This is a genomic window from Brevibacterium antiquum (assembly GCF_016107655.1).
Lineage (GTDB): Bacteria > Actinomycetota > Actinomycetes > Actinomycetales > Brevibacteriaceae > Brevibacterium > Brevibacterium antiquum.
The window spans coordinates 257,140-274,025 of the sequence record NZ_JABASX010000001.1; the positions used below are offsets into that span (position 1 = coordinate 257,140).

Annotated in this window: 13 protein-coding genes; 9 read left to right on the plus strand and 4 right to left on the minus strand. The window is 63.4% G+C overall.

Annotation, left to right across the window (positions count from 1 at the left end):
- Window positions 1-333 precede the first annotated feature (333 nt).
- The 3 genes from JFC13_RS01170 (at window position 334) to JFC13_RS01180 (ending at window position 4,418) form a co-directional block, all read left to right on the plus strand.
- Window positions 334-1,950: an MFS transporter gene (locus tag JFC13_RS01170; protein WP_198395283.1), complete on the plus strand. Its 1,617-nt coding sequence runs from the start codon at window positions 334-336 to the stop codon at window positions 1,948-1,950.
- Window positions 1,951-2,161: 211 nt separating this feature from the next.
- A complete protein-coding gene (locus JFC13_RS01175; RefSeq protein ID WP_198395284.1) occupies window positions 2,162-3,679 on the plus strand; it encodes an NCS1 family nucleobase:cation symporter-1 in 1,518 nt (505 codons plus the stop codon).
- A gap of 13 nt (window positions 3,680-3,692) precedes the next feature.
- Window positions 3,693-4,418 (plus strand): aspartate/glutamate racemase family protein, encoded by a 726-nt coding sequence (locus tag JFC13_RS01180; protein WP_198395285.1) that lies wholly within the window; start codon window positions 3,693-3,695, stop codon window positions 4,416-4,418.
- Window positions 4,419-4,420: 2 nt separating this feature from the next.
- Here the strand turns inward: JFC13_RS01180 and JFC13_RS01185 are convergent, their stop codons facing one another.
- Both JFC13_RS01185 and JFC13_RS01190 read right to left on the minus strand, forming a co-directional pair.
- A complete protein-coding gene (locus JFC13_RS01185; RefSeq protein ID WP_198395286.1) occupies window positions 4,421-5,110 on the minus strand; it encodes a GntR family transcriptional regulator in 690 nt (229 codons plus the stop codon).
- A 33-nt stretch (window positions 5,111-5,143) separates the two neighbouring features.
- Window positions 5,144-6,814, minus strand: coding sequence for a DUF885 domain-containing protein (locus tag JFC13_RS01190; protein WP_198395287.1), 1,671 nt, complete (start codon window positions 6,812-6,814; stop codon window positions 5,144-5,146).
- 278 nt (window positions 6,815-7,092) lie between these two features.
- Here JFC13_RS01190 and JFC13_RS01195 point away from each other — a divergent pair, with 278 nt between their 5' ends.
- The 4 genes from JFC13_RS01195 (at window position 7,093) to JFC13_RS01210 (ending at window position 12,049) form a co-directional block, all read left to right on the plus strand.
- The gene (locus tag JFC13_RS01195; protein ID WP_198395288.1) at window positions 7,093-8,289 is read left to right on the plus strand and encodes an MFS transporter; all 1,197 of its coding nucleotides are present in this window, start codon (window positions 7,093-7,095) and stop codon (window positions 8,287-8,289) included.
- 154 nt (window positions 8,290-8,443) lie between these two features.
- Entirely contained in the window at window positions 8,444-9,241 is a 798-nt protein-coding gene (locus JFC13_RS01200) for a carbon-nitrogen hydrolase family protein (protein WP_198395289.1), read from the plus strand.
- A gap of 121 nt (window positions 9,242-9,362) precedes the next feature.
- Entirely contained in the window at window positions 9,363-10,217 is an 855-nt protein-coding gene (locus JFC13_RS01205) for a TetR/AcrR family transcriptional regulator (RefSeq protein ID WP_198395290.1), read from the plus strand.
- Window positions 10,214-12,049, plus strand: coding sequence for an MDR family MFS transporter (locus JFC13_RS01210; protein WP_198395291.1), 1,836 nt, complete (start codon window positions 10,214-10,216; stop codon window positions 12,047-12,049). The genes JFC13_RS01205 and JFC13_RS01210 overlap by 4 nt, the downstream gene beginning before the upstream one ends.
- 206 nt (window positions 12,050-12,255) lie before the next feature.
- Here the strand turns inward: JFC13_RS01210 and JFC13_RS01215 are convergent, their stop codons facing one another.
- Both JFC13_RS01215 and JFC13_RS01220 read right to left on the minus strand, forming a co-directional pair.
- Window positions 12,256-12,537, minus strand: coding sequence for a hypothetical protein (locus JFC13_RS01215; RefSeq protein ID WP_198395292.1), 282 nt, complete (start codon window positions 12,535-12,537; stop codon window positions 12,256-12,258).
- The gene (locus JFC13_RS01220; RefSeq protein WP_198395293.1) at window positions 12,534-14,114 is read right to left on the minus strand and encodes an acyl-CoA carboxylase subunit beta; all 1,581 of its coding nucleotides are present in this window, start codon (window positions 14,112-14,114) and stop codon (window positions 12,534-12,536) included. Before JFC13_RS01220 ends, JFC13_RS01215 begins: the two co-directional genes overlap by 4 nt.
- A 67-nt stretch (window positions 14,115-14,181) precedes the next feature.
- Here JFC13_RS01220 and JFC13_RS01225 point away from each other — a divergent pair, with 67 nt between their 5' ends.
- Together JFC13_RS01225 and JFC13_RS01230 are read left to right on the plus strand one after the other, a co-directional pair.
- Window positions 14,182-15,129 (plus strand): biotin--[acetyl-CoA-carboxylase] ligase, encoded by a 948-nt coding sequence (locus tag JFC13_RS01225; RefSeq protein ID WP_198395294.1) that lies wholly within the window; start codon window positions 14,182-14,184, stop codon window positions 15,127-15,129.
- Entirely contained in the window at window positions 15,126-16,718 is a 1,593-nt protein-coding gene (locus tag JFC13_RS01230; protein WP_198395295.1) for an adenylate/guanylate cyclase domain-containing protein, read from the plus strand. The genes JFC13_RS01225 and JFC13_RS01230 overlap by 4 nt, the downstream gene beginning before the upstream one ends.
- Window positions 16,719-16,886 lie beyond the last annotated feature (168 nt).

Here is a 16,886-nt window from a genome sequence, read left to right on the forward strand (position 1 = left end):
GACGACGAAACAGAGACGAAAAGGCCTGTGGATGGCCTTGCGCCGTCCACAGCCCGTTCGCACATGAGTGCTGGTTCTCGCCGAAGGTCTGTGCACACGAGTTGAGAGTGTATTCGGCCCCGTCACCTCGGGCTGAGCCCACTGGAAGCTCCCCGCTTCTCGGGAGGCAAGCTCTTCAATGAGGGCTGGCGTTCGAAATATCCCCAGTTTTCGCACGCGACTCCACTATGACGGAGATTGCCGACTCGGCCGGCGGAGTGCAGTCGGCGACCGTGACATATTGTGACGACCGGGGGAGCGGGCGGGGACGTGGCCAGACCATACTGAGCGATTGTGAATAGTCCAGAACCAGCCGGCACTTCGGCGCACGCACCAGACACGACCGACTCAGGCCCCACCTCGGCAGCGGAGGGCACAGCCAGCGGGACGAAGTCTCCGCGGATCATCCGCAGCGCCTCCGACATCCACTCGGTTCTCGCCGAATTCGGATCCCAGGGCACGAAGACCAAAGCGGTCATCATCCTCGCCCTCGGCGGGATCTTCATGGACGCCTACGACTTCTCGTCTCTGGCGTTCGGCATCACCGCGATCAAGGAGCAGTTCGGGCTCTCCGGCTTCATGACCGGGCTCGTCAATGCCTCGATCATGGTCGGCGCGGTCATCGGGGCGCTTTTCGGCGGATACCTCGTCGACCGCTTCGGGCGGTACAAACTGTTCATGGCCGATATGGTCTTCTTCGTCATCGCCGCCATCGGCTGTGCCGTGGCTCCCAATGAATGGGTTCTCATCTTCTTCCGCTTCGTCATGGGCATCGGCGTCGGACTCGACCTGCCCGTGGCGATGGCCTTCCTTGCCGAGTTCTCCAAGCTCAAGGGCAAGGGCAACCGTTCCCAGCGCGTCAATGCCTGGTCACCTGCCTGGTACATCGCAACAGGGATCGGCTACCTTGTCGTCCTCATCATCTTCGTCATCCTGCCCTATGACCAGCATGCCATCCTGTGGCGACTCGTCGTCGGCTTCGGTGCCGTTCCCGCGCTCGTCGTGCTCCTCGTCCGTCGCCGCTACCTTGCCGAATCACCCGAGTGGCTGGCCAACCAGGGCGATCTGCGCGCGGCCGTCGACGTCATGCGCTCACACCACAATCTCGATGTCAGGCTCGCAGACGAAGTGGGCGGCACGAGGACGACGGCAGCAGCTGACGCCGATGGCGCCAAGCAGGAATCGACGAACCTTGCCGGGCAGACCGGAGATTCGGCAGCTACCGGGTCGAGTGCTGGGTCCCTCCAGACTCCCAAGCGCGGCGGCAAGTGGAGCGGGTTCGCAGAACTCTTCGCCCCGCAGTACCGCGTGCGCACGATCGTCGCTCTCTGCGTGTCCGTGTTCTCCACCTTCGGCTACAACGCCGTCGCCTACGGCACCCCGCTGATCATCACGACGCTGTTCCACCAGACGCCGCTGGTCACCATCATCGCCTCACTCGTCATCAACCTCGGCTTCGGTGCCATCGGCGGGCTGCTGGGCATGAGCATCATCAACCGCTTCGGCACCCGCCGCATCACCCTCGTCGGCTTCGTGATCCAGGCGGTGGCACTGGCCCTGCTGGCCATCGTCGGCATCCCGACCGGCGCCCTCGTCCTCGTCTCAGTAGCGATGCTCGCGGCCTTCGTCTTCGCGCAGGCAGGTGGGCCAGGGGCCAACCTGATGAACTACGCGACCCTGTCGTATCCGACGAGGCTGCGCGGAATCGGCATCGGCTTCAACCAGTCCGTGCTGCGTGCGTTCTCGATCGTCTCCCTCATCATGTTCCCGATCCTGGCCGGTTCCATGGGCACAGGGGTCTTCTGGATCGTCGCCTGCGCACCGTTGGCCGGAGCCATCGCCGTCGGCATCGTCAAATGGGATCCGACGGCCAAGGACGTGGAAGAAGAAAATGGTATGCCAAATAGGTGATGGCGGGATTGTTGCGATTGAGCCTGTGACCAGCCGTTGAGCCGCCCGCACGATCGCTGTAGTTGAGCGCGCAGGCGGCTCGATTGCGAATGTGTCGTTGCGCACCGTCTGTGACTGGGGTTACGCTGAGTTGGATAGAACTCGCCGTCACAGCGCTGTGGTCTCCCATTTGGTATCCCAGCTCTGTGCCCTTCAGATTTGAGTGACACCCATGTCAAAGACCGAGGCCAGGCAGGACTCCGCACCGAAGTGGATGGGGCCGAGCCCCGAGCAGTTGGCGGCTCACCGCATCAGCCCGCGGTTCTACAACTCGGATCTTGCGCCCAGTCGCAAAGAAGGCCGCAGTTGGACCGCCTACAGTGTCTTCACCCTCTGGGCCAACGATGTGCACTCACTGGGCAACTACGGGTTCGCACTCGGACTCTTCGCCCTCGGCCTGGGGGCCTGGCAGATCCTCGTCGCGCTGCTCGTCGGCGCCGCACTGCTCTTCTTCCTGCTCACACTCTCCGGTTTCATGGGCCACAAGACGGGAGTGCCCTACCCGGTGATGAGTCGCATCGCCTTCGGCATCCACGGTGCGCAGCTGGCGGCCTCAGTCCGCGGCATCGTCGCCATCGCTTGGTTCGGCATCCAGACCTATCTGGCCTCCAGCGTCCTCAACGTCCTGCTGATCACGCTCGTCCCCAGTCTTCAGTCGTGGGCCGACACCGAGTTCCTCGGACTCTCCGGACTGGGCTGGTTCTCGTTCACCCTGCTCTGGATCGTCCAGGTCATCATCGTCAGCTACGGCATGGAGATGATCCGAAAATACGAGGCGATCGCCGGACCGATCATCCTCGTCACCTTCGTCTCACTTGCCATCTGGATGCTCTCCCGCGTCGACTTCTCCATCTCCTGGGCCAGAGAGGACGCCCTGTCCGGCTGGCCGATGTGGATGCACATCCTCGGCGGTGGGTCCCTGTGGGTCGCGATCTACGGCACCTTCGTCCTCAACTTCTCCGACTTCACCCGCGCAGCGAAGAAGAAGGGTTCGATCGTCGTCGGCAATTTCTGGGGCATCCCGATCAACATGCTCGTCTTCGGTCTCGTTGTGATCTCGCTGGCCGGCGCTCAGTACAAGATCGACGGCACGGTCATCACCTCACCGGCCGACATCGTGCAGACCATCGGCAATCCGATCCTGTTGGCGCTGGCCTCCCTGGCGTTGCTGATCCTCACAGTCGCGGTCAATCTCATGGCGAACTTCGTCGCCCCGACCTACGCGCTGACGAATATGTTCCCGCGTCATCTCAATTTCCGCAGTGCGGCAATCATCAGCGCGGTCATCGGCTTCGTCATCCTGCCGTGGAACCTCTACGACTCACCGGTCGTCATCGTGTACTTCCTGGGCGGACTCGGCGCGCTGCTGGGGCCCCTGTTCGGCGTCATCATGGTCGACTACTGGGTAGTCCGGAAGACGAAGGTCAACGTTCCCGAGCTCTACACCGAGGCGGGCGACGGCGAGTACTTCTACCACCGTGGAGTCAACCGGCGCGCCATCGGCGCCTTCATTCCGGCTTCCCTCATCTCCCTCGTCTTCGCCCTGGTTCCCGCGTTCGCAGGACTCTCCGAATTCTCGTGGTTCAGCGGGGCAGGCATCGCGGCCATCATCTACTTCATCATCGCCCGCCGGAACTTCACCTTCCGCGAGGTCGACGGCGAGGAGATCGCCGTCCCCACCACACACTGATTGAGAGCTCATCGTGAAAATCCTCGTCGTCAACGTAAATACAACCGAGTCGATGACCGAGTCCATCGCCCGTGCGGCACGGGAGGTCGCCTCGGCGGACACCGAGATCATTGCGCTGACGCCCGACTTCGGAGCCGAGTCCTGCGAAGGCAATGTCGAGAGCTATCTTGCGGCGTTGGGGGTCATGGATGCGGTGATGAGATACCCGGGGGACTTCGACGCCGTCATCCAGGCCGGATACGGCGAACACGGGCGCGAAGGACTCCAGGAGCTCCTCGACGTTCCCGTCATCGACATCACCGAGGCCGGTGCCGCCCTGGCGATGTTCCTCGGCCACAGGTATGCGGTCGTCACAACGCTTGATCGCACGGTTCCCCTCATCGAGGACCGGCTCCTTTTGGCGGGACTCAACACGCACTGCACTTCGGTGAGGGCCTCCGGGATGGCCGTGCTGGAACTGGAGAATCAACCCGAGCGGGCCGTGGAGGCGATCGCTGATCAAGCCGCCGAGGCGGTTGAACGTGATCGTGCAGAGGCCATCGTCCTCGGGTGCGGGGGAATGGCAGACCTCAAGCGGGTCATCGTCGAACGCTGCGATGTCCCCGTCGTCGACGGAGTCACCGCCGCAGTGAAGCTGGCCGAGTCACTGGTGGGGCTGGGACTGAAGACCTCGAAGGTCCGTACCTACGCGCCGGCCCGTCCTAAACAGCTGAGCGGGTGGCCCTTCAGCGCTGCGTGAGGTCACTCCTCGTCGCCCTCGTCGACGGCCCGGGCGAGGCGTTCCTTGTGCTTGTCATGCTGGTCCTGGCTCGTTCCGAGGTGCCGGGCGGCCAGATCTCTGACTTTCGCCTGATCGCGATGGGCGATCGCGTCGTAGAGCTGAGCGTGCTCCGTGGCGACGAAATCGAGGTCGTCGTGCTGACTGAGCTGCCAGCGCATACGCGAGTCGAGGAGCTCGCCGATCTCGGCCAGGAGCCGGTTGCCGGAGAGTTCGGTGACGATGGCATGGAAGTCCGCCGCAGAGCGGTGGGCGCCGACGACGTCACCGGCCTTCGACAATTCCCTGCCCTTGGCCATGGTGGCCTCGAGCTTGGCCAGGCCCTCACGATTGTGTCGCTGCGCGGCGAGTTCGAAGGACAGAATGTCGAAGACGGTCCGCACTTCGTTGAGGTCGGCGATGTCACTGGGGGAGAACTCGCGCACCGTCGACCAGGTGTTGGGCCGATTCGCCACCAATCCCTCGGCGGCGAGCTGTTTGAGAGCCTCGCGGATCGGCACACGGCTGACCCCGAGCTCGGTGGCCAGGTTCCGCTCGACCAGTCTGCTGCCGGGCAGCCTGACGCCGTCGATGATCTCGTTGCGCAGCACTTCGGTGACCCGCACGGTCTCAGAGCGAGGGCCATCGCTGCGCGGACTGTCATTGTTCTTCACCAGGTCATTCTCCCACCAGTGTTCTGCGCAGCCTCAGCGCTTCATGGCTCGCCCGAGGGCATCGAGGCCGACCGATCCCAGGTTCAGCGCCTTGGTGTGGAAGGCCTTGAGGTCGAAGTCCGCTCCGGCTTCGGCCTTGGCCTCATCACGGAACTGCTCCCACAGTCGCTGTCCGATCTTGTAGCTCGGTGCCTGTCCCGGCCAGCCGAGGTAGCGGTCGAGTTCGAAGGCGAGGAACGACCGGTCCATCGCCACGTTGTCGGTGAGGAACTGCCAGGCCTTCTCCCGGTCCCAGGCCCCTCCGCCGAGGCTCTTAGGTGCCTCGAGTCCCAGGTGGAAGCCGATGTCGAGGACCACGCGGGCCGCGCGCAGACGCTGTGAGTCGAGCATGCCCAGGTAGTCTGCGGGGTCGTCGAGGAAGCCGAGGTCGGCCATGAGCTTCTCTGCGTAGAGGGCCCAGCCCTCACCGTGGCCGGAAACCCAGCACATGAGTCGGCGCCAGCGGTTGAGGGTGTCAGAGACATAGGTGGCCTGGCCGACCTGCAGATGATGGCCGGGCACGCCCTCGTGATAGACGGTGGTCTTCTCCTGCCAGGTGGCGAACTCGGTGACGCCTTCGGGCACCGACCACCACATGCGGCCCGGGCGGGAGAAGTCGTCGGTGGGTCCGGTGTAGTAGATGCCGCCGGTGGCCGAGGGCGCGATCATGCATTCGATCGTGCGCACGGGTTCGGGAATGTCGAAGTGGGACTTCCCGAGTTCCGAGATCGCCTCGTCGGCGACCTTCTGCATCCACTCACGCAGCCCCTCGGCTCCGTGCAGGGTCCGTTCGGGATCGTTGTTCAGCGTCTCCATGACCTTGAACAGGTCGGCACCGGGCTGGATTCTCGCCGCGACCTCACGCTGCTCGGCATCGATGCGGGCCAATTCCTCAAGACCCCACGCATAGGTCTCATCGAAGTCGACCTCGGCGCCGAGGAAGTCACGGGAGTGCAGGGCGTAGGCCTCGCGGCCGCAGGCCTCATTCTCCGGGGCTGCCGGGAGGAGTTCGGCAGCCAGGAAATCGGCGAGATGGGCAAAGGACTCACAGGCCGCCTCGGCGTGGGTGCTCAGCTGTGCGCGCAGCGACGACGGGACGTCGGTGGCGCGGGCGATGAGCTGGTCGAAGTTGCTGCCCGGTTCGGCCAGTGTGCGGGCCTGTTCGATGACCTTCTCGATCTGGATCCGGGCCGCGACCTGACCGCGGCTCTTGGCCAGAGCCAAGGACTCCTGATAACCGGTCACGGAGGTCGGGACGGCTTCCATCGTTGTCGCGATGGTCTCCCAACCCTCGGTGGTGTCCGTGGGCATGAGGTCGAAGGCGTCGCGGATGGACTGCAGGGGAGACTCGATGACGTTGAGGCTCGAATGCTTGAGCCCGGCCTCGAAATAGTCGCGATCAACACTCAGTCGGTCACGCATCGCATCGATGGTCACGAGGTCGACGTCGTCGAGTTCGGCCGTCTGCTCAACCTCGGCGAGCTTGGCCAGCGTCTCGACGGTGAGATCGTTGGCGGCAGCCAGGCCGGCGGGGGAGAAGTCATCGAAGCCCTTGGCACCCTCGATGCCGAGATAGAGGGCGAGGGAGGGGGAGAGTGCAAGCGATCTGTCGACAAATTCTTCAGCGACGGCGTCAACGGCCGAAGGGGTTCTCTTCTGGGTCATGATTCTCACCCTATATGACTGAGAACACAGTAATCAGGCGACTAGAGCAAGATCACCCTGGGATGGTCCGCCGGCAACGGGAGCCACCGGATAGCATGGATTGGTTCCCAGCCCGATCTCAGAGAATCACCGATCTCAGAGAATCACCGATCTCAGAGATTGACCGATCTCAGCGATCAGCCGATCACAGCCGATCAGCACTGACCGCGAAGCGCCGATCTCAAGGGGCAGCCTGGGGACGGAGCGCATCATTCGACAGGAAGAGAGACTGATCTTCAGTGGCACGGGCACAGCTATGGACCAAGGACTTCGTCGTCGGCATCGGTCTCAACCTGTCGATGTCGATGGTGTTCTACCTCCTCATGACGTCCATGGCAGGCTACGCCGTCGCCAGATTCTCCGCAGGTGAGGCAGCTGCCGGCTTCGCGTCCTCCTCCTTCATCGTGGGTGCCGTCGTCGCGCGTGTGCTGACCGGAAAGTACCTGGACTTCATCGGTCGACGGAAACTGCTCATCATCACGATGGCGATCTCGATCCTCGCCTCCGTGGCCTATATCTTCGCCGACACCTTGGTCTGGCTCCTCGCCATCCGCATCATCCACGGCATCGCCTTCGGAGCCGGCAACACGGCCATCATGACCGCGATCCAAAGCGTGATCCCTTCCTCTCGCCGAGGTGAGGGCACCGGCTACTTCGGCACCGCCACCACGCTGTCGACGGCTCTGGGGCCCTATCTTGGTGTCATCCTCCCGCGCGCCTACGACTTCCCGATGCTCTTCGCGGCCTCGGCATTCATGTCGCTCGTCGCCTTCATCCTCTGCGTCGTCATCAAGCTGCCCCAGCAGGAACTCAGCGAGGAGCAGCGTCGATCCAAGTGGCATCTGAAAGTCAGTACGCTCGTTGACCGCGATGGTCTGCGCATCGGTTCGATCATGCTCATCGCCGGCACAGCCTACGCCGCGGCTCTGGTGTTCCTCGCCGGGTACGCCGAGGACAACGGAGTCGCGAGTGCGGCTTCTCTGTTCTTCGTCGCCTTCGCCGTGGCCTCACTGATTGCACGACTGTTCGTCGGTCGCCTGCAGGACACCATCGGCGACAACTTCGTCATCTATCCCGTCTTCGTCTTCAACCTCGTGGGCAACGTTCTGCTGGCGATGTGGCCGACCATGACCGGGATCATCCTCGCTGGCGTCTTCGTCGGCCTGGGTTTCGGGTCCCTCATGCCGTGCATGCAGGCGATCACAGTGAAATCCGTACCGATGTCGAGGGTGCCGGTGGCCACGGCCTCGTTCTTCCTCCTCCTCGACGCCGGATCGGGTATCGGGCCGATCATCCTCGGCGCCATCATGCCGTTGACCGGCGGAAACGGCATGTTCATGCTGTGTGCGGGACTCGTGGCTCTCGGGATGATCGTGTACTACTTCGTCCACGGCCGTCGCCGAGGTGGTCGTCCGGGTCGCGAATACCTGCACTGAGGACGCCGTTGGCCAGACGGAGGACGCTGCCTGCCGGACGGAGAGCGCCGTTGGCCGGACGGAGGTCACAGCCGGGCGGACGGAGGTTTCTCCGCGCGCGGGATCGCGATAGTCTGAACGCACCGCTGACACTCCCGGATCGCAAGGACTGGCCATGAAATTCGCGCTCGCGCAGATCAACTCCACCACCACAGTTGCGGACAACCTCGACAAGGTCCGGGACTACACGAAGAGGGCCGCCGAGGCGGGTGCCGCGTTCGTCGTCTTCCCCGAGGCCACGATGTCCGCCTTCGGCCCGGGCCTACGCGATGTTGCCGAGGCGAACACCGAGTCCTGGCGGACGGCGATGGCTGAGCTGGCGACCGAGGCCGGAATCACCGTGATCGTCGGCGAGTTCGCCACCTCAGACGAGAAGGTGATCAACCTGCTTGCCGTCTACCCGCCGCGGGGTGAGCGCCGCGACTATGCGAAGATCCACCTCTACGATGCCTTCGGCTTCAAAGAATCCGATACGGTCGTCCCCGGTGCGGACCCGGTCGTCATCGACCTCGACGGTGAGAACGTCGGACTGACCCTGTGCTATGACATCCGCTTCCCGAAGCTGTATGCAGAGATCAGCCGTCGTGGTGCCAAACTCGCCATCGTCTCCGCGTCCTGGGGTGCGGGGAAGGGCAAGGTCGAACAATGGGAGACTCTGGCTCGTGCCCGGGCACTGGACTCCAACATGTTCGTTGCCGCCATCGGCCAGGCCGACCCCGAAGTCAGCGGTGTGGAGGTGCCGAAGAAGGGACCGACCGGCGTCGGCCACAGCCTCGTCTCCGATCCCTTCGGTCACGTCATCTCCTCACTCGAGGGCGAAGAGGCTCTTGACGTCGTCGAGGTGGACCTCGCCGTTGCGGACAAGGCTGCCGAAGCCATTCCGGTGCTGACGAACGCCAAGCTCGGGTACTGAGCCGCCGCCCGGAGTCCGGGTGCCAGCGAACCGACGGGATCCGAGAAGCGAGCTGGGAGAGTGCCGCAGAACACAATAGTTGCACTTGAGGCAAAAATGCACTGCGTGCAATAATGTGATTATGCATTCCACATCTTCTGGCGAGCCCACGCGCGCCGACTCGGCTGCGGCCGAGTCCGGACGCGCCGACGGCGCCGCTGACCCGAACGCCGCTAGCGCCGCGAACGCCGCCGGCGACCCGAACGCTACTGCCACCGACCATTCCGAGGGACTGCGCGAACGGAAGAAGCGCGAGCGTGGTCAGGCTCTGCGTCAGGCAGCCCTCGAACTGGCACTCGAGAACGGGTACGCCAACGTCACCGTCGAAGACATCTGCGAACGCTGCGGGGTCTCACGGCGCACCTTCTTCAACTACTTCTCCAGCAAAGAAGAGGCCCTGCTGGGCCGCGCCGACACCGTCTTCGACGATGAGGACCAGGCCGCCATCGAAACTTTCGAAGCCGGCGGTCCGAATGGACGACTCCTGGCCGACCTCCAGCACCTGCTGGCCTCGGTCGTGCGGACACGGCTGAATAGGCGCGAAGAGATGCACCAATACCACCAGCTGCTGAGGCAGGATCCCTCGCTCATGCAGGTTCAGATGTCTCGCATGGGCAACAATGAGCGCCTGTTCCGCGAGATGATCCAACGTCGCCTCGATGGGGGGACGACGACCTCGGGAGCCCCTGCGACCGACGAGAACCCGGCGGCCACCTCGGCGACCAAGGCCTCTCCCGATGATTCCGGCTCAGGTCACTGCCATGACGACGGCGACGGGGTGTCGGTGTCCATCCGCGCCGAGGCCCTGGCTGCATTGGCGATGATGTCGATCAAGGCGACGTTCATGCGTCTGCGCAAGGTCGAGGGCGACCCGGCCCCGGTCATCGAAGAACTGTTCGACGAACTACGAGATATCTTTGAGGAGGAGTCGGCATGAGTTCAGCAACCGAAACTGCTGAGAAGGCCCCGATGGTCTTGACCAAGAAGACGATCGTCCTGATCTTCTCCGCGCTCATGGCCGCCATGTTCCTGGCGACCCTGGACCAGACGATCGTGTCGACGGCAATGCCGACGATCGTGGGTGAACTCGACGGTGTCGAGCATCAGGCCTGGCTGGTGACCATCTACCTGCTGGCGATGACCATCGTCATGCCGCTGTATGGAAAGTTCGGCGACATGTGGGGCAGGAAGGTCATCTTCCTCGTCGCGATCGCGATCTTCGTCGTCGGCTCATTCGGGTCCGGCATGGCCCAGACCTTCTGGGAACTCATCGCCTGGCGCGGCTTCCAGGGACTGGGCGGCGGCGGTCTGATGATCCTGTCGCAGGCCATCATCGCCGACATCATTCCCGCCAGCGAACGCGGCAAGTACATGGGCCCGCTCGGCGGCCTGTTTGCGATCTCGAGCGTGCTCGGTCCGGTCCTGGGCGGATTCTTCACCCAGCACATGGACTGGCGCTGGTGCTTCTGGATCAACGTCCCGATCGGCATCATCGCCTTCTTCATCGCTCTCTTCGCCCTCAAGCTGCCGAGTCACAAGTCGGACAAGAAGGTCGACGTTCCGGGGATCATCTTCATGGTGGCAGCGACCTCGCAGCTGATCCTTGTCACCAGCTGGGGCGGTCACGACTATGACTGGAACTCGCCGCCCATCATCTCCCTGATCATCGGCACTGTGGTCTCCGCTGCCATCTTCGTCTTTGTCGAATCCAAGGTCAGCAACCCGATCATCCCGATCAACCTGTTCAAGAACAAGACCTTCGTCCTCTCGACAGTCATCGGCCTGCTGCTGGGCCTGGGCATGTTCTCCGCAATGGCGTTCCTGCCCACCTTCATGCAGATGGCATCCGGGACAGACGTGACAGGATCCGGCCTGCTCATGCTGCCGATGATGGCCGGTGTCATGCTGACCTCCATCGTCTCCGGCTTCATCGTGTCGAAGACCGGCAAGTACAAGATCTACCCGCTCTTCGGCACCCTCATCGCCGGCATTGCTCTGGCCTGGATGACCACGCTGACGGCCGATACCTCGATGGTGCTCATCGGATGCATGATCTTCACCATGGGCTTCGGCCTGGGCCTGGTCATGCAGATCATCGTCCTCGTCATTCAGAACTCCGTGGTTCCGGAGCTGGTGGGCACCGCAACCTCGACGAACAACTACTTCCGCGAGATCGGTGCCTCGGTGGGCACGGCACTGTTCGGGTCGATATTCACCTCCCGGCTGGCAGACAAGGTCGGCGAAGCGATGTCGCAGGCACCCGGCGGTGGTGCAGGTGCGGGTGGTGCAGGGGCTGGCGCTCCGACCACCGACTCGCTGACACCGGAGTCTGTGGCCTCGCTGCCCGGACCCATCCATGACCTCGTTGTCAATGCCTACGCGGATGCATTGGCACCCTCGTTCTGGTCCATGGTGCCGGTGTTCCTCGTGGCCTTCGTCCTCGCCTGGTTCCTCCCGCAGCTCAAGCTCTCCGACGTCGCCGGAATGGTGGCCCGCGGTGAAGCTGTCTACGGTGACGATATGGGCGGTCCGACACGAGGCGTGACGAGCGCTTCGGGGGACTCGGTGACGGGTTCGGGTGACTCGTCGATGGCCGATGGGCGCAGTCCTCAGCGTCTGAGCACGGTCACCGTCGAGGACGGATACGCACCTCATCCTGGAGTCGATACAGGAACCATCCACCAGGTGGGGGCCAACCATGAGGTGGGTACCAATCACCAGGTGGAGCCCGGAGCCGACCCGGCGAAGGACCAATACCGGCTGAGGTGAGCTGAGGCCCGATGTCACCGACCCGCCGGTGGCATCGAGGGGACTGCTTACCGTCGAGGGAGCCAGCTGTCATCTGCCCGCTCGACGGTATGTACTCCTCTCGGCGAACGGGTACAGGGTGACATGATTCGGGCGCCGACAGTTCAACTGTCGGCGCCCGAAGTGTGTCGTCCGAGTGTTCAGTGCTGGCTGTCAGCGACCTACTGTCAGCGTCCCAGCGTCTGCGTCCAGGCTTGGGGGAGACGTCGGCACACGTTGCGGCGTGGGGCATTGAACCCTGCGCGATCGTGCTTCGCCGTCTCCATCTGGTCCAATGCCGCCGCCTGATTGGCAGCATAGGCAAGGGCCACCTGGCGGATCGCAACGACGGCCGCCACCGCTGCGGCGTTGGCCAAGTCGTCGCTGACGGGCTCGCCGTCGTGTGCTCGCACCTGCGTCCGATCCTCGACCGGCGAGGTGGCTGTGGCCTCTTGTGCATCCTGGCTCATAGTGGGATGTTACCGTGCTTGCGCGCTGGAGCGTCAACATGCTTGTTCTTCAGCGCCCGCAGCCCACGCACGATCCGGTTTCGGGTCTCGCTCGGCTTGATGACCGCGTCGATGTAGCCCTCTTCGGCCGCCAGATACGGGTTGAGGAGGGCATCCTCGTAATCCTGGATCAGCTCGTCACGCAGCGCATCGACGTCCTCGCCCGCTTCACCGGCGGCCTTGAGCTTGCGCCGGTAGACGATGTTCGCCGCACCCTGAGCGCCCATGACCGCGATCTGCGCGCTGGGCCAGGCGAGGTTGATGTCTGCGCCGAGCTGTTTGGATCCCATGACGCAGTACGCTCCGCCGTAGGCCTTGCGGGTGATGAGAGTGATCAGGGGGACCGTCGCCTCACCGTAGGCGTAGATGAGTTTGGCCCCGCGGCGGATGATGCCGCTGAACTCCTGATCTGTGCCGGGCAGGAATCCGGGTACGTCGACGAAGGTGAGGATCGGAATGTTGAAGGCATCGCAGAGGCGCACGAAACGGGCGGCCTTCTCCGAGGCATCGATGTCCAAAGTTCCCGCCAGCTGCATCGGCTGGTTCGCGATGACCCCGACGCTGACTCCCTCGACGCGTCCGAATCCGGTGACGACGTTCGGGGCGAAGAGTTCGGAGACCTGCAGGAATTCTGCATCGTCGAGCACGGTGGTGACGACATCGAGGATGTCATAGGGCTGTGACGGCGAATCCGGCATGAGCGAATCCAGGGCCTCATCCTCAGGTGCGACGCTCAGGTCCGATTCGAATTCGTCGGCATCGGCCGGGTCAAGGTTGTTCTGCGGCAGGAATGAGAGCAGGTCGCGCACATAGTTCAGTGCATCGTCCTCGTCGCTGGCCAGGTAGTGGGCATTGCCGGACACGGTGTTGTTCGTGCGGCCGCCGCCGAGCTCCTCATGGCCGACCTCTTCGCCGGTGACGGTTTTGATGACGTCGGGGCCGGTGATGTACATGTGACTGGTCTGATCGACCATGATCGTGACGTCGGTCAGCGCGGGGGAGTACACGGCACCGCCGGCCGAGGGGCCCATGATGAGCGAGATCTGCGGGATCACGCCGGAGGAGGCCACATTGAGGCGGAAGATCTCTGCGAACAGGGCGATCGAGCCCACACCCTCCTGGATTCTGGCGCCGCCGGAGTCGTTGATGCCGATGATGGGGCAGCCCAGCTTGATGGCAAGCTTCTGGACCTTGACGATCTTCCGACCATTCGCCTCGGCGAGGGAGCCGCCGAGGACGGTGAAGTCGTGAGCGAACACGGCCACGGTCTTGCCCTCGATCGTGCCCAGACCGCACACGACACCGTCACCATCGGGGCGGTTGTTCTCCATCCCGAACTGGTGGTTGTGGTGGCGCGCAAACTCGTCGATCTCCTGGAACGAATCCTCGTCGAGGAGCGCTTCGATGCGTTCGCGAGCGGTCTGCTTGCCGCGTTTGTGCTGGTTCTCCACCGACTTCACATTGCCGGTGTGGGCCGCGTCCCGGCGCTGGACGAAAGCGTCGATGCGCTCGGCTGTTGTACGTGGGGTATCCGTCATGCCTCCACAATAACGACGCACGGTGCGATCATTGTGCACTCTCGCCAAAAGAATCTAAAGTGGACTGGTGAACAGCCAACACAATTCCTTCCTCGTCGATGTCGAATCACTGCGCCGCAAGGCTGCGGACCGTGGTTTCGATCTACCCACTGTCATCTGGGACGACGTGTGTTCGTCGACGAACGACGAGCTGGCTGCACTGGTGCGCGGACAATCCACCCTCACCGACGTCCCCACCGATCGCATGCGCCGGATCGCGTGCTCAGAGAGCAGCGACCTCGCCGAGGTGCCCGCCGAGTTCTCCGTCTACGGCACCGATCATCAGAACGCCGGCCACGGCCGTTTGGGTCGGACCTGGACAGTGCCCCCGCGCCGGTCCCTGACGTTTTCGATTCTGCTGGCACCGGGTTCCGTCTTCGACTCGTGGGGGTGGATTCCTCTGATCGCCGGTGAGGCCGTGCGAGCCGCCATCGCCGAGGCGGGTGTGCCTGCCGTACTCAAGTGGCCCAATGATGTGCTGACGCAGGACGGGAAGAAGCTGTGCGGGATCCTCGCTCGGGTCGAACCGCTGCCGACAGGGCCGCGAATCGTTCTGGGCATGGGAATCAATACCCGCCTGCAACGTGATGATCTGCCTCGTGAGAGCGCCAGCTCCATTGCGATCGAAAAGGATACGGACGGCTCAGAAGTTGCTCATGAAGACTTGTTAATCTCAATTCTGAGCACACTGATTCCTGCCTACAGGGAGCTTGTCGAGTATGACGATGACGATTTCAGCCGGAACACGGTCGGCGAAGAGGTGCGTGCGAATATGGTGACACTCGGGACACAGGTCAGGGTCGAACGGCCCGACGGAAGCAAGCTCTACGGCCGTGCCACAGGGCTCGACGCCGGTGGCGACCTCATCATCGACAATGACATCAGCGTCAGTGCAGGCGATGTCCACCACCTGCGACCAGCCGGTGACAGTATGGGGCCCGAAATCACAGGGACAGAAGCTGGGGGCCGCAGATGACAGGCGTCTCGGACTTCACAGCCGAATTCAACATCGTGCCCGACGAGGCTGCGGGTGGCACCGACGACACCGCGTCGAACGGCGTCGACTCGAACGACACTGCTTCTGACAGGGCAGCTTCGGACGACTCAACGTCGAACGGGACAGAGGAGCAGGACTCCGCCCAGCAGGACAGCAGCGACGCTCAAAGGTCGTCTGAAGCTGGGGAATCCAGCCAGGGACCCACCTCCTCCCAGGGACCCAATTCGATTCCGGTGATCACGGACGACCAGATCGACTCGTCGCCGAATGCCACTGAGCCTCCAGCCGCCTCGGCGCCACCCTCTATCCAGGGGATCGAGCACGGCGACGAGGACCTGCCCGCCACACTGCCGGCCACCTCGGCGATGTCGACGGTCCCCTGGGCAGAAGCTGAGGAATCAAGTGACGAGAACTCCTCAGGCGATCAGGCGGGCGGCGATTTCTTCGGAGGACTGCACGAAGATCCGCGCACCGCGGCCCTGCAGATCCTCGACGAGGCAGACGAAGACGAAACCATCTACGAAACCCGCACCGCGGCCGAACGGCTCGAAGAGATCCTGCTCGACGGCAAACGCGTGCTCGACCGGCGTGAAGCGGCGAAACTCGGGGGCATCTCCACGGTCTCTGCGCGCAAGATGTGGCGAGCGTTGGGCATGTCCCAGACGGACGGCACAGAGAAGGCCTACACCGTCAGCGATGCCCATGCGCTGCGCATGTGGGCCAAGCCTGTCGCCGACGGCCTCATCGACCAGGGCACCGCGCTGTCGCTGGCCCGCGCAATCGGCCAGACCACGGACCGTCTCGTCGTATGGCAGATGGAGACTCTCGTCGACTTCCTCACCGAGGAGAAGGGGCTGACCGATCCCGAAGCCAGGCGCGACGCGCTGCAGGTCGTCGAGGACATGGTCGACCCCCTGCAGAAGATGCTGACGTATTCCTGGCGACGCAACCTCGCCGAGGTGATGGGACGACTCAACGTCAACGTCTCCGATGGTCTGGCCATCGACAACAGGCAGGGCTGGTACGACTCCTCGATGCCGCTGGCCCGGGCGGTCGGCTTCATCGACCTCGTCTCCTACACGCGTCTTTCACAGAAGATGGAGCCCAGACAGCTAGCGAATCTGGTGCAGGAGTTCCAGGGCATGGCCTACAACATCGTGGCCACTGGAGGCGGTCGAGTCATCAAGACCGTCGGCGATGAGGTGTTCTTCGCCGCCGAGACGCCGTTGGCCGGAGCAGAGATCGCGATGACCTTGATGGAGCGTGTGACTGCGGCCGAGGATCTGCCGCAGGCCCGCGTCGGGTTCGTCTGGGGCAGGGTCCTGTCTCGCCTGGGCGACATCTTCGGGTCGAGCGTCAATCTGGCTGCCCGGCTGACCGCGGTTGCCGATCCGGGAACGATCTTCACCGATGAGGACACGGCTCGGGTGCTCTCTGCTTCGGATGCCTATGTGTTCGAGCGGCGCGAATCTCTGTCGCTCCAGGGGCTGGGGGAGACCGGTATCGGCGAGATGAAGCGTGGAACGGCTGCCCGAATGCAGCTGGACCTCGACGACGACGAAAACTGAGCCAGACGCCACGGCATCTCCCGCACCCTGAGGTCCACGCGGCACCGGTGGGCGCACTTCGCACTGTTAGCGCGAAGTCATACAGCTGCAGTGGGTGTCTATGCGAGTACGGGTATCACTGGTGAAGTGGTCTTTGATCGAGATCACTGCTGACGGCAGGGCAGCTTT